This is a genomic window from Litoribacter ruber, from assembly GCF_018449405.1.
GTDB classification, from domain to species: Bacteria; Bacteroidota; Bacteroidia; order Cytophagales; family Cyclobacteriaceae; genus Litoribacter; species Litoribacter ruber.
In genome coordinates this window covers 455,207-469,282 of record NZ_JAHCMY010000002.1, presented here as the reverse complement: position 1 = coordinate 469,282, position 14,076 = coordinate 455,207, and the positions used below count along the sequence as shown (strand labels likewise).

Genomic DNA, 14,076 nt, shown 5'->3' with positions numbered 1-14,076 from the left:
CCATGAACGAGTTATATCCCATATTCCTTAAGGTCAACCAGCTGAACGTGCTGCTGGTCGGCGCTGGAAAAGTAGGGCTGGAAAAGCTCACTTTCCTGCTAAAATCCAGTCCAAACGCACATGTTACCGTGGTAGCAAAGGAAATCAGCGAGGAGGTAAGGCAGCTGGCCAAAGGGAAGTCCCATGTCACGCTTATTGTGGATGCCTACCAAACCAAGTATCTCGGAGGCAAGCATATTGTGATCGCTGCCACCGACGTGACCGAAACCAACCATGAGATCTATCATGATGCCAAGGAAAGGTATTTATTGGTCAATGTGGCGGACACACCGGCCTATTGCGATTTTTACCTCGGCGGCATCGTGACCAAGGGAAACGTCAAAATCGCCATCAGTACCAATGGTAAATCACCCACTACGGCAAAGCGGCTACGGCAGCTGCTAGAGGAGGTGATCCCTGAGGACATCGATGACTTGGTCAATAACCTCAACGAGTACAGAAAAACTTTAAAGGGTGACTTTGAGGAAAAAGTTGAACTGATGAACAAGATCACCGAGACTCTGGTCAGGAGCAGAAATTAACCTTACTAATTAAAAATTAACCGCAAAGAAATAAAGAAGCGCAAAGGTTTATGAAAACTCTATCACTTTGCGATTCTTGTTGTCTTTGCGGTTATCTCTCTGCAGGCTATCCTACTTAAGCTCCTCCATGGTCACTACCGGTACATCCTTGCGGTTGAGGTCTTTCAAAGGGTTTTGATCGCCTTTATAGGCATATCCTTCCTCGGTGAGCTCCCACAGCAATGGAGCAAGATTGAGCACCGTGGCTTTGCAGCCCTGCATGATGGCTCCCATATTTCCGGTGCCTTTGCTCAGTGCCGCTTCATTTTCAATTTCAAATGGGCCGCTGAAATTTTTGGCTTTCAATGTATTGATGAACTTTCTCCAATCCATGCTGTCACCCACTCCGAATCCAGGAAGTGTGGCTTCATAGTGGTGGCGGTCCCACTCATTCTGGCAGGTGGGAACTCCCGCCCTGTCCGCAAGGGATTGATCCACCTGGTGCATAGGGTACATGTTTCCCCAGAACACGCTGTTGCCGTTTCGAGTGGATTTGACATGAATGCGCTTCAACCTTTGCATATCGGTATTTTCGATAACCAGGGAAGGATCCACATGCTGCCATACATCGTGGGAAGGATCGTAAATTTCCCCATGGGCTTTGCTTGGGATCAGTTCGTACATCAGCTTTCGCGCAGCCAATACGCCTGGAAGGTTATTGTAAGTGGTCGAATACCCAGCAGAGCGCCAGCCTTCCATGGGGCAGTTTTCATATAATATCGTCACACCCATATCCTCGGCGTACTTGATGATGGGTCCAAATACCTTTTTATATTCCTCAAGGTTTTTCTCAAAGCCCCTTTCCTCTACACCCAACTCGTGATTATAACCTACAAATGTCCCGACTTTGATATCATTTTCGTCCCCACCCATCAGATGGGCCATGCGGATAAGGCGAAGCAGGTGGTTTTGGTTGTTGATTTTCTGCTGCTCATCGCCACCGATGAGGTTATCAAAAGCACCCAGCGACATCCTCAACTTGGCGCGGTTGAATTTTTCGATCATTTCTTTGGCCGTATCCGTGGAAAAATTCTCATAGTCCATATGGGTGGCCACAAAATCATCACGGGTCCCGTCTTTTCTGAACACGCAGACATCAAGCCCCTGCACTCCAGCTTCGTGGGCCTTCTCGATAGTCTGATCCAGGTCCAGTTGATCAAAAGCAGAAGTCATAATCCAAATAGGATTGTTCATAGGTCAATTATTTAAGGTTTGAAAGTGTAATTGGATAAAGATAAAAAAATAAGCCGTGCTATCCATCAGCCGATTAAATTTTCAGCGTGCCAAGAATACTAACATCATTTTTCACCTCTTTAAAAGGAGAATTAAATTGTGTATATTGTAGTTTGTAAAAGCAAATTTACCCATGAAAAACACACTCTATACCTTAGTGCTTTCCGCTGCCCTATTTTCCTGTGCGGAAAACAACAACGGGGAAATAAACGACCCCCTTTCACCCACCAACATGACTGAGTCTGACATGCTCAATTTCAGCGTGGATACCCTCTACACTGACTTGGAGAATCCCTGGGGGATGGTGTGGCTGGAAGATGGCCGCATGCTGGTAACCGAAAGGCAGGGGGAAATCCTGATTTTCGAAAATGATGAATTTACCGGTGAAAAGGTCCAAGGAATGCCTGACGTGTATGCCAGAGGGCAAGGGGGTCTGTTGGACATCCAGCGAAAAGACGACTGGCTATACATCGCCTATGCCAAGCCTATGCAGGGTGGCGGGGCGACCACCATTATGAGAGCCCGATTGGAGGGCAACAACCTTGTTGATCAGGAAGAATTGATCCAAACCACACCTGCAACCGATTCTGGGGTCCATTTTGGATGCAGGATTATTTTTGACAATGAGGATTACCTCTACTTCAGCTCTGGTGAACGGGGCACCAAGCCAAATGCGCAAGACTTGACCAACTCCCATGGGAAAATCCACCGCATCAACCTAGACGGCAGCATTCCTGAAGACAACCCCTTTGTGAACGAACCGAATGCCGTGAAATCCATCTGGACCTATGGCAATAGAAACCCGCAGGGGATGATCTATGATGCAGAGAATAACCGCATCTGGGCCCACGAGCATGGTCCAAAAGGAGGCGATGAGCTTAACCTTATCGAAAAAGGAAAAAATTATGGATGGCCTTTGGTGACCTTTGGGGTAGATTATGACGGCAGTGTGATTTCGGAAGAGACAGAAAAAGAAGGCATTACGCCTCCAGTTCATTATTGGGATCCATCTATCGCGCCTTGCGGCATGGTGCAAGTGACAAGTGACCGATATGGGGCTTGGCAAGGCAACCTGCTTATCGGCGCCTTGGCCCACCAGCACGTCGCCAGAGTTGAGCTAGATGGCACCACTTACGCCGGTGAGGAAAAATTGCTGCAAGACATCGGTCGTGTAAGGCATGTGGCCCAAAGCCCTGACGGCTACATTTATGTAATAACCGAAGGAACTGGCCTAATGGTCAAACTGATTCCAGAAGAATAGACAAAAAAAAAGAGGTAGCCGATCGCTACCTCTTTTTTTATGACTTAATTATTTTTTAAAACACATATCTGACAGAAAGTGCAAATCCATCTGCCCATAATCTCTGGTAACCAATCACGTCAAAAGCAGGTTTCCAGTCAAAGGATAAGTTAAGTGGAATTTCTACAAAAGTATATTCCAAACCTAGAATACCATCGATACCTACTACTGTGTAAGACCTGTCTGGATCACCCCAGCCCCGGTACCTTCTATCAGCGGCATTGAAGAATCCCACGTGGGCACCGGCACCATAATACCATCTCAATCCGCGGGCCTCAGGGATGTTGCGGTGAACTTCCAAAAGACCTGTCAACATCATACCTCTCCAACGGCTATGGATCAAACCTTCAAAAGCAACATCATTGGACAGAAAATGCTTAACGGTAACTCCGGCACTGTTCCCTGCCCTTAAACCGATCCCGGTATTGTAATCTTGGGCTTTCACCTCGGTGCCTAGACACATTCCTGCACATAGCAGGGCAACAATCATGATCTTTTTAAACATAGAAGTATAAAATTTAACAATAAAGAATTTTCTAAAAGATATAAAGCTGTTCAGGGCTGACACAAAAATCCAGCCTGATATCATGCTCTTCAGCGGGTATGGACTCCTCCGGAGAGAAAAACGACAGCCCCACTTTTATCACCTCATGGCCAAGGGAATCCAAAAAGCGGTCATAAAAACCTCTCCCGTAACCAAGCCTGTTTCCTCCCAAATCATATGCCAAAAGGGGGATTAATACCAGTTGTATGGCATTTCCATTAGTTGTGTGAGCGTGATGGGGCACCGGAATGCCATACGAATCCAGCTCATACTCAAAGGGAACCTCCAGCTCAATCGTCTGCATAGCCCCAGTGGCAAAATCGCTAACTGATGTATACAGATGGCAGCCCCTTGCTGCCATTTTTTCCACCAGCCCAAAAGTGTCAATCTCGCTTAACTTCTCAATGGGAAGAAAGACATGGATATGCGCTATTTCCGGATGCTTGTCTAAAAAAGTGAGGAAACGGCTGGTAACCGCCTGCGATTTTTCAATCCTTTCCTCCGGCGACAAGTACTTTCTTTTGGATTTATAGACTTTCCTCAGTTCTGATTTATCCATCCTAATACCTTAATAGAATATAATTGAAATCTAAGGGGTCAAAATGTTGGAATAGCTTTTCTATGAATTGCTCATCTTGCAGGTAAAACTGCAGAAGATTGACATACCTTTCTTGGGGCACGCCCTTGGGAAAAAGGGTGTTTTTGATTGCCTGCATCCTGCCCAAATCTTCCGAAAAATTCTTTTCCTCGGCTTTTACCACCTTTTTGCAGAAATGATCCATTATTTTCAGCATCCTGGTTTTGGTGCTTTCTGAAGTGGTTTCCAACGTGGGGTGAATACCTTTCACACTCATTCCCATTTCATCCATCAAGGATTCCAGAGCCTCCTTTTTATCATTTAAAGTCAAGTCATGTGAGGAATGCTGTTTGACATAGGCTTTTTTCCAAACCGGAAAACTCATAAAAATGTCCTTTAAAGGGATCCCCAGCCTTTCAATTTTTCGGGAAGTATTGGCATCTATCACCATGGCAAAATTCCTGGGCATAATTAAAGGAAAATCCACTTTGTAAAGATCGAAGCTTTTTTTCAGCTGCAGCCAATAAACCACTTCCGCCGGTCCCCCCAAATAGGCTAGGTTAGGCAAAATCACCTCCTGATAAACCGGCCGCATGATCACATTCGGACTGAATTTCTCAGGGTTTTTCTGGATCAATTGTCTAAGCTCAGTTTCTGTAAATTTCAATTCGGTATTTAATACCTCATAAGCATCCCCAACTTTTACAATCCTTTCCCTCAGCCCTTTGTCCAAATAGAAGAAATTGATCTCCCTCGAATACACCTGGGTTTTATACCCCAATTCCTCAAGCTGCTCAGTACTTTCCTGCACCAATTCACTGGCCTTTCCTTCCAGAATGTCAGCTTCCATAATCGGCGCAAACATTTTTTTCAGCTCCGAATCGTGCCCATCTACGATCACCAAACCTTTTTCGCCAAACAGGTGATGGACATATTTGCGAACCGCAGTGGCCAAATTATCAGAGCTTTCATAAGCCTCTCTTAAAAAATCTGGCAAAAAGCGCCATTTCTTAAGCATTGCTTTTAATTCACCATCAAGTACAAAATCTCCAACAGCACCGGTTTGCTGGCTTTCCCAGCGATACTTTTCCCCATCAAAGTTGAAATTGTTGATTTCAGCAAAATCGTGGTCCTCAGTGGCCATCCAATACACCGGGATGAAATGAAAATCAGGGTATTCTTTGTTGAGCCTATCGGCTAAATTGATGGTAGAGACAATCTTGTAAATGAAATAAAGCGGTCCGGTCATCAGGTTTAGCTGGTGACCGGTGGTGACGGTGAAGGTTTTGGAATCCCTGAGCTTTTCCACTGCTGCACATTCCAAACCCGCTTTTTGATATTGCCCGGTCAAGGCAGTTGCCAAGACCTCCCTTTTTTCTTGGGAAAAGCTTCTCTCCTGCACCGCTTTTTTGAAATTTTCCAGTGAGGGAAATAGGTTATAGAAAGGTTTTAAGGAAGGTTTTTGGTGAAGGTAGTCTAAAAAGAAAGCTGAAAACTGGCCGGTACACTCGGGCTCAAGGGTGGCTTTGATCATGGGTTTATTTGTCTGATTCAAAATTTCATCAAGAGGCTAACGGCCCCGCTAGTGGCAAAGTTCTAAAATTAAACGGAAATACAGGAACGGTCAATCCATTGTTTAATAAAATCAAAAATTATGTAAAGCACCAGCTCTATATATGTTTTAATTTTGGTATATAGATAATATGGCTATGAAAAAAGAATTTCCTGTCGGCGGAATGAGTTGTGCGGCCTGTGCGGTGAGCGTGGAAAACACACTCAAAACATACCCTGGAGTCAAAAAGGCTACCGTCAATTATGCCACCCATTCTGCAATAGTGGAATCAGAAGGCAAACTTGACCTGGACCACCTCAAAAAGGCCATCCAAAATGAAGGCTATGACCTGATTGTGGAAGATGTCAAGGCGGAGGAACTGGAGCTGCAGCAGCAGAAAGACTTGGCCAAACTCCGATTCAACACCATTGCCTCAGGAGTATTGTCCTTACCGGTGTTCATTATCGGGATGTTTTGGATGCACATGCCCTATGGAAATGAGGTGATGTGGGTCCTCACCACCCCCATCCTGCTGTTTTTTGGCCGTTCGTTTTTCATCAATGCATGGAAACAGGCCCGGAATCTCAAGGCTAACATGGACACGCTGGTGGCGCTTAGCACCGGTATCGCATATATTTACAGTACATTTAACACCTTTTTGCCAGAATGGCTTTTGAGCCGTGGACTAGAGCCACACGTGTATTTTGAGGCCGCTGCCATCATCATCTTCTTCATACTCTTGGGCCGCTTGCTGGAATCCAGGGCCAAGGCAGGCACGGGAGAGGCACTCAAAAAGCTGATGGGCCTACAGCCCAATGAGGTCACGGTGATTCATAACGGGCAGGAGATCCTCAAAAAAACCGAAACGGTGCAGGCTGGCGAGGAGATCTTGGTGAAGCCTGGCCAAAAAATCCCCTTGGATGGCGAGGTAATATCAGGCAGTTCTTATGTCAATGAGAGCATGCTCACCGGCGAGCCCGTTCCGGTACAGAAAACGATCGGCTCCAAAGTTTTTGCCGGCACCATAAACGAAAAGGGAAGTTTCAATTTTACCGCAACCCAAGTTGGCAACGACACGTTGCTCGCCCAGATCATACAGCGGGTAAAAGAAGCCCAGGGTAGCAAGGCCCCCATGCAGCACATGGTGGACAAAATTGCCGGAATTTTTGTACCCATTGTCATCCTACTGTCCATTATCACCCTTTTCGTATGGGGCTTTACGGGAATTGAGGACAGCTGGCTTCGGGGGATGCTTTCCATGATCACCGTGCTGGTGATCGCCTGCCCCTGCGCACTCGGTTTGGCTACCCCTACGGCCGTTATTGCCGCCATAGGCAAAGGGGCCAAAATGGGCATCTTGATCAAGGATGCTGAAAGCCTTGAAAAGGGCAAAAAAGTGGACACCCTGCTGCTGGACAAAACAGGCACAATCACCGAAGGCAACCCTAAAGTGGTGGATGTCTTTTTTCCCGGGAGCCAAGAGGATAACTTACCTGCTGTCATCGCAGCCATAGAAGGGAAAAGTGAGCACCCCTTGGCCAAAGCCATCGTATCTCATTTTGACCTAAAGGAAAAACCCGTTATTCAGGATTTCCAATCCCATACCGGAAACGGAGTGAGTGCAAGCTTTGAGGACAAGCTTTATAGGATTGGGAAAAAAAGCTGGATGGAGGAACAAGGGGTAAGTATGGCTGAAGGAATTTTGGCTGATGCTGAGGAAAAATTATCCCAGGGTAAGATTGTAATCTTTGTAGCCAAAGAGAATGAACTGATTGGATCCATCACCATTGCCGATCCTGTCAAAAAAACCTCGAAAGAAGCAATCAAGCATCTCCAAAAAAGAGGCGTGGAAATCCACATACTTTCCGGGGATCAAGACAAGACTGTTTCACATTTGGCCGATCATTTGGGTGTCCCCCATTATCAAGCGGCCATGATGCCTACGGATAAGGCGGAATATGTTAAGCGCCTTCAGCAAGAGGGTAAAATTGTGGCTATGGCCGGGGACGGCATCAATGACAGCGAGGCATTGAGTCTGGCAGATGTGAGTATAGCGATGGGGCATGGCTCCGACATCGCCATGGATGTGGCCAAGGTTACCCTTATCCATTCCGATCTCGGGCAGATTTCCAAATTCTTGGAACTTTCCAAAAAATCCGTCAGCGTGATTCACCAAAACCTTTTCTGGGCCTTTATTTATAATATCATAGGCATTCCGATTGCTGCTGGAGTACTTTATCCCGCCTTCGGGTTTCTCCTCAGCCCCATGATCGCAGGTGCGGCCATGGCACTGAGCTCGGTCTCTGTAGTCACCAACAGCCTTAGATTAAAGTAAATGGTAAAATTAAAATGGTCACTAAGGACTTCCGTCATCGGTGCAAAAAAATCACATAAAAACATAAATAGAAACCATGAACGAATTGAAATTCAAAACCAACATCAAATGCGGCGCTTGTGAGGCTGCAGTCAAACCTAAGCTGGACAATTTGGAAAATACAACTTGGGCTGTGGATTTGAAACACCCAGATAGAATATTGACCGTAAAGGGTGATACTGACAGCCAGGCAGTTGTGGATGCACTGAAGGAGGCCGGCTATAAAGGGGAGCCTGTTTGAAACAAATTGAAAGGTTAACGGCTTTATTTTACTAAATTTGTTATTGCCTTAAACTTACCCACATGGGCCAGCTTTACGCTGCGCCCTTTGTCGGTTTAAACCCTTTAATATGATCGCATACGAGAGATTTGTACTTGATAATGGCCTGGAGGTATTGGTCCATGAGGACCACACGACCAAGATGGCCGTGCTTAACATTTTGTACAAAGTCGGCTCACGCAATGAGGTGATAGGCAAAACGGGTTTGGCCCACTATTTTGAGCACCTCATGTTTGGGGGGTCCAAAAACGTTCCCGTATTCGATACCGCTTTGGAAAAGGTGGGCGGGGAATGCAATGCCTTCACCAATACCGACATCACCAATTATTACACCACCGTACCTGCCATCAATATCGAAACAGCTTTCTGGCTGGAGTCGGACAGGATGCTGCACCTCAACCTGTCGGACAAAACCATTGACACCCAGAAAAAGGTGGTCATTGAGGAATTCAAACAGCGGTATTTGAACCAACCCTATGGAAATGCTTTCCACTTGGTGCGGGATATGGCCTTTGACCGACACCCCTACCGCTGGCCAACCATTGGCCAGAGCCTGGAAGATGTGGAAAACTACAACCGCCAGGATGTAGAGGAGTTTTATCTCACCCATTACCGCCCTGTCAATGCCGTGATGGTGGTGGCCGGGAATATAACGTTAGAGCAGGCCAAGCAGCTTTCCAAAAAATGGTTTGAGAGCATCCCGAGTGGAAACATCCCCAAAAAGACCATTGAAAAAGAGCCGGTCCAAACCCGGAAAAAATCGAAAATCTATACAGCAGATGTCCCAACGGATTCCCTTTACAAGGTCTACCATATCCCGGGCAGGCTGCAACCCAAATACACCGAGTGTGACCTGATCACCGACATTCTCGGCTTTGGCAGGTCTTCTCTGCTGGAGCAGCAACTGGTCAAAAACACGGATGTATTTGCCACGGCCAATGCTTACGTGATGGGGAATGTGGATCCCGGCTTGATGGTTTTCAACGGGAAGATGGAAAAAGGAAAAACCGCCGAAGAAGCCGAGCAGCTATTGGATCAGCTGGTACAGGATTTTATCCAGACACCGATTGAAGAGGCTACGCTTGATAAGGTGAAAAACCAGGCAGAAGCCATGAAGACCTTTGAAGGTGTTCAGTTGCTGAATAGAGCCATGAATCTGGCCTACTATGCCCACTTGGGTGATGCAGAACTGTATCAAACCGAATACGAAAAAAAGACAGCAATACCTGCAGCCGACATCCAACAGGCCGCTAAGGAAATACTAACGGAGGAAAATGCTTCCGTTCTTTATTACAAGAAATCATAACACGTAAGACGATTTATAAAATGAGCAATTTTAGAGTTGGTTTTGGATATGATGTCCATCAATTGAAAGAAGGTGAAGAGTTTTGGTTGGGCGGTATCAAGCTGGAACATGACAAGGGAGCGGTGGGCCATTCGGATGCGGATGTCTTGATCCACGTGATTTGCGATGCCTTGCTAGGCGCTGCAGATTTACGCGATATCGGGTTCCATTTTGCCGACACCGATCCAAAATACAAAGGAATAGACAGCAAGATCCTGCTAAAGGAAGTCATGAAATTGCTTCGAAACAATGGGTACGAACTGGGCAACCTGGACACCACCATCTGCTTGCAGCAGCCAAAGGTCAATCCTCATATACCGATCATGAAGCAGTGCCTCGCCGAAGTGATGGAAGTGGAAGAAAACCAAGTTTCGATCAAAGCGACCACCACGGAACGCTTGGGTTTTGTAGGCCGTGAGGAAGGTGTTTCGGCCTATTGCGTGGCCTTGATCAACAAAAAATAATATATGGAAAGGGAAATCAAAATCATCACCACCGAGGATGGGTCCCACTCCCTCTATCTCCCCCACCTCAACGAGACCTACCATTCTTTTCACGGTGCCTACAAGGAATCAGTCCATGTATTTTTGCTCTATGGACTTGAGGCCTGGGCAGCCAAAAATAAGGGAGTCCAACCGATAAGGATATTTGAGGTTGGCTTTGGTACCGGATTGAATGCCTGGCTGGCATTGGTATGGGCTGAGCAGAATCAAATCCCCGTGCTGTATCACACCATTGAACCTTTCCCATTGAAAGAGGAAGTTTACGGTCAGCTAAACTATACCGGGATTGAGGAAAACCTGGAAAGGTTTACGCCTTATTTCAACCTTTTGCACAAAGCGGAATGGAACCAGGGGGGAGCTCTATCGGAGTATTTTAACATGAAAAAGGATTTGACGACATTGGAGGAAGTGCAAATGTACGCTACCGATGTGGTTTTCTTCGATGCCTTTGCCCCAAGCAAGCAACCCGAACTCTGGGAGAAGCCATTGCTGGAAAAAGTGGTGGAAGCTATGAATCCGGGCGGTGTGTTTGTCACCTATTGCGCCCAAGGACAGCTAAAACGTAACTTGAAGGGTTTAGGACTGGAAGTGGAAACCCTGCCTGGCCCTCCGGGCAAGAAGGAGATGACTAGAGGGGTTAAAGTTAAGTAAGATGGGAAAAGTGAGAGGTTAGAAAAAGGTGAATATACCTTGTCTAACCTCTCACTTTTTAATTTCATATCTCAATTACCACCTAGCATTCCTACCAAGTTCTTCCTCCCCCAGGCCTCATCATTCGCATTGGTCCTCCTTCCTGTCTTTGCTGAGGCTTGAAGCTTCCAATATGATAGGTAAAGCTCAACATGGCGTATCTAGTCAAAACTCTAGTAAAGACATCATCAATGGACACATCCGATACCGTTCTGTTGATGCTTTGGTTTTGGCCGAGGATATCAAAAATGTTAAGCTTCAATTCTCCCTTGTTGTCTTTGAGGAATCTGAAACCTGCCTCGACATTCCATAGCCAGATAGATTGGTCCATTCCTTCGGAGAGTCCTCTATACAAGGCATTGTTTACCACATTGGATATGAACAGTTTTCCGTCATTGGGGCTATAATAAAACCTCACGTTGGAGTTTTGTACATAAAAATTATTATTGAGCGTGGTCTGCAGGGAACTGTTCACGATATTATAAGTACCGGTGGTCTGAAAAGTAAAATCGACATCCTTGCTGATATTACTGGTCAAGGTAACACCCTGGCTCAATCCAATATTATCGTTCAAATTGAGGTCATCATTGATCAACCCAGGGGTACGATTGAAGCTAATACTTGAATTCATGTTAAACTGCGACCTCAAAGGCGCCACCGGAGCACCGTAAGTCACAAACAATCTGCTGTTAAACTGCCCATCCAAATTCACAGGCCTCACCAGCTGACCACCCCTTCTCAATATCACGTCCGGGCTGATAGCCGTATCCTGTTGGGCGACAAAGGTACTGTTGCCCATAAAGTTGTCGGTCTTGGAAGCAAAAAGGAATAGGAAGAATGTCCTGGACTTTTCCATGTTGATTTTCGACATGTTGGCAAAAATCGTGTGGTTAAAGCTTTGGCCCAGGTTCGGGTTACCCACGGACATCATCAGCGGGTTGGCGTTATTGACCACGTTCTGCAGCTGGATCACATTTGGCTCGTTGGTGCTTGTGCGGTATCTAATCCTAAATGACGTCCCATTTTCCTTTCTATACTGCATATTCACAGTGGGCAATATGTTGTTGAAAGAGCGCTGAAACTCCGCAGGCACAGGGAAGAAGGCCGCGTTATCCAAAGTTGCATTTTGATAGTCCAAGCTGGCATTTAAGTTCAATCCTTTTTGGTTGTTATATCGGTAACCAAGCCCTGCTCTCTGGGTCAAAAACTGGTTTTCAAACTGGTTACTTAAAGCTGTATCCAATACTACTAAGCCCTGCTCGGCAATCTGGAAAGTCCTTTGGTCAGCGGAAGTCTTGTTGTTCCCAACTTGATAACTTACCGTACCGATAGCTTTGCTGGTCAAAGGCTCCGTAAATGTCAAATTTGCTCTGTAGTTGAATCCATCGGAAAGCGCAAAAGTTTCCTGATTGATGGTGTCAAAATCATTTTGGATGTAATCCCTATTGGCAGCCATCAATTTGGTAAAATCATCCGTCTTATTGAAGGAGGTGAAAAGGTCCGTTGACAAGGTCCTGCCTTGCTTGTCAAATTTATACCGGTAGGTCAAATTATTGCTGATGCTATAAGAATCCGCTGTACCATCGGTAATCGACCTGGTGCTACTGAGCGGATCAAATGCTCCTGTCAGGTTGATGGCATCCCTGTCCATGAAGCTCGAGTTTGATCTAATATTCGCTGATGGAGCTATGATCAAGGCATTCTTTTCATCAATATCATATTCCATCCGAGCATTTACACGATGGGTATTGCTTCTTACATTTTCCAACAAAGTCTCGCGATAAAGCTGGTTTGACGTGGCCAATACCAACTCCCGGTTGGTGTTCTGAAAAACGTTGTTCTGCGTAGAATTGAAGAAATAGCTACCGGTAAAGTTGATTTTATCACCCCATTTGTCGCTATAATTCAAACCCAAGGAGTTGGTGGTGATGATCCCCTGATCCTGTCCAACGGCAAAATTCTGGTTGCCACCCATTCGGCCACCTCCGCCGCCCCAGCCGCCGCCTCCACGGCCACCACGACCACCGCCGCCACCTTCAATTCCCACCATATCTTGGGAAGAAAAGTTTTGCTGGTTGATGTTGTTAAAAAGCCCGATTACAGAGATTCGCTTATCCCCTTTAAAGAAATTGATGTTCCCGCCTGCAGAGTAGCGGTTGTCGGTTCCGTATCCACCATACACCCTTCCAAACTGGCCATTCCGCTTATCCTGCCGGGTCACGATATTGATGGTTCGGCTATAGTTCCCATCGTCAAAACCCGTAAGTCTGGATTGGTCTGACCGCTGATCGAGGATCTCTACTTTGTCTATTACATCTGCTGGGAGGTTTCTAAGAGCCAAAAAGGGATCATTTCCAAAAAACTCTCGGCCATCCACCAGCACTTTCTGCACCTGCTCTCCTCTTGCCTGGATCTCACCATTTTGGATGGTCACCCCGGGAAGTTTCCGCACCATATCCTCAGCCACGGCATTTTCCCTGGTTTTGAAAGCTGCCGCGTTAAAGGAGGTGGTATCACCTTTCATTTCCCCTACCATAGCCTGCCCTTGCAAAACAAATTCATCTAGGAGTTTGGAATCTTCCTTGAGCTGGATCACACCCAAATCTAGGCTTTCACCTCTGCTGAGGGTCTTTTGATATTTCTCAAACCCTAGGTATAAAATCTCTATGACCACGGTTGGGATTCTTGGTCTGTCAATCGAAAAAGTCCCATCCAGATCCGTGATGGCCGATGTCACCAAGGAGTCTGTCACAGTTTTTATTAATACATTCGCCCCTATGAGCGGCTCGTTGGTATTCCCTTCCATTACCTGGCCTCTTATCTGGCCTCCTGGCCCCCGTTGTCCTGTCCCCCTCTGTTGGGCAAACCCATCATTCACACACGCTAACAACAGCAAGAGCCCCAACACTTTAAGTGTAGAAATTTTCATATAAGTAGTTGATATTCGTTTTCTAAAAAATCAGAAAATTGAGATTATTGACTTTTAGACTGCGAATCCAGATGAAGGTTTAATCGGAAATTGAGGGATGTTTTGAATGGGGAATGCGGGTTGCGAGCG

12 protein-coding genes are annotated in these 14,076 nt (G+C 46.2%); 7 read left to right on the top strand and 5 right to left on the bottom strand.

The features are described 5' to 3' along the window. Positions 1-2: 2 nt before the first annotated feature. On the top strand, positions 3-581 hold the full coding sequence (locus tag KI659_RS06650) for a precorrin-2 dehydrogenase/sirohydrochlorin ferrochelatase family protein (protein WP_143959602.1): 579 nt from the start codon (positions 3-5) through the stop codon (positions 579-581). Between the two features lie 111 nt (positions 582-692). Here the strand turns inward: KI659_RS06650 and KI659_RS06645 are convergent, their stop codons facing one another. Then, a complete protein-coding gene (locus tag KI659_RS06645) occupies positions 693-1,814 on the bottom strand; it encodes a sugar phosphate isomerase/epimerase family protein (RefSeq protein WP_213944577.1) in 1,122 nt (373 codons plus the stop codon). A 172-nt stretch (positions 1,815-1,986) separates the two neighbouring features. Here KI659_RS06645 and KI659_RS06640 point away from each other — a divergent pair, with 172 nt between their 5' ends. Continuing rightward, the gene (locus KI659_RS06640; protein ID WP_213944576.1) at positions 1,987-3,114 is read left to right on the top strand and encodes a PQQ-dependent sugar dehydrogenase; all 1,128 of its coding nucleotides are present in this window, start codon (positions 1,987-1,989) and stop codon (positions 3,112-3,114) included. A gap of 55 nt (positions 3,115-3,169) precedes the next feature. Here KI659_RS06640 and KI659_RS06635 read toward each other — a convergent pair whose 3' ends face one another. The 3 genes from KI659_RS06635 to bshC are packed head-to-tail and all read right to left on the bottom strand — an operon-like array spanning position 3,170 to position 5,808. After that, positions 3,170-3,658: a hypothetical protein gene (locus tag KI659_RS06635; RefSeq protein ID WP_213944575.1), complete on the bottom strand. Its 489-nt coding sequence runs from the start codon at positions 3,656-3,658 to the stop codon at positions 3,170-3,172. A gap of 31 nt (positions 3,659-3,689) precedes the next feature. Next, positions 3,690-4,256 (bottom strand): 5-formyltetrahydrofolate cyclo-ligase, encoded by a 567-nt coding sequence (locus KI659_RS06630; RefSeq protein ID WP_213944574.1) that lies wholly within the window; start codon positions 4,254-4,256, stop codon positions 3,690-3,692. Between the two features lies 1 nt (position 4,257). Further along, positions 4,258-5,808 carry a bacillithiol biosynthesis cysteine-adding enzyme BshC gene (gene bshC, locus KI659_RS06625; protein WP_213944573.1) on the bottom strand — a complete coding sequence of 517 codons (1,551 nt, stop codon included), beginning with the start codon at positions 5,806-5,808 and terminating at the stop codon, positions 4,258-4,260. A 169-nt stretch (positions 5,809-5,977) separates the two neighbouring features. Here bshC and KI659_RS06620 point away from each other — a divergent pair, with 169 nt between their 5' ends. From KI659_RS06620 to mnmD, 5 genes are all read left to right on the top strand, one after another. After that, entirely contained in the window at positions 5,978-8,161 is a 2,184-nt protein-coding gene (locus KI659_RS06620; RefSeq protein ID WP_213944572.1) for a heavy metal translocating P-type ATPase, read from the top strand. A gap of 76 nt (positions 8,162-8,237) precedes the next feature. Continuing rightward, positions 8,238-8,441 carry a heavy-metal-associated domain-containing protein gene (locus KI659_RS06615; RefSeq protein WP_213944571.1) on the top strand — a complete coding sequence of 68 codons (204 nt, stop codon included), beginning with the start codon at positions 8,238-8,240 and terminating at the stop codon, positions 8,439-8,441. 109 nt (positions 8,442-8,550) lie between these two features. After that, positions 8,551-9,786: a M16 family metallopeptidase gene (locus KI659_RS06610; protein WP_213944570.1), complete on the top strand. Its 1,236-nt coding sequence runs from the start codon at positions 8,551-8,553 to the stop codon at positions 9,784-9,786. 20 nt (positions 9,787-9,806) lie between these two features. Beyond that, positions 9,807-10,289, top strand: a complete 483-nt coding sequence (gene ispF, locus KI659_RS06605; RefSeq protein ID WP_213944569.1) for a 2-C-methyl-D-erythritol 2,4-cyclodiphosphate synthase — start codon at positions 9,807-9,809, stop codon at positions 10,287-10,289. Between the two features lie 3 nt (positions 10,290-10,292). Continuing rightward, positions 10,293-10,979, top strand: coding sequence for a tRNA (5-methylaminomethyl-2-thiouridine)(34)-methyltransferase MnmD (mnmD, locus tag KI659_RS06600; protein WP_213944568.1), 687 nt, complete (start codon positions 10,293-10,295; stop codon positions 10,977-10,979). Between the two features lie 91 nt (positions 10,980-11,070). Here the strand turns inward: mnmD and KI659_RS06595 are convergent, their stop codons facing one another. After that, a complete protein-coding gene (locus tag KI659_RS06595) occupies positions 11,071-13,947 on the bottom strand; it encodes a TonB-dependent receptor (RefSeq protein WP_213944567.1) in 2,877 nt (958 codons plus the stop codon). Positions 13,948-14,076: the final 129 nt, after the last annotated feature.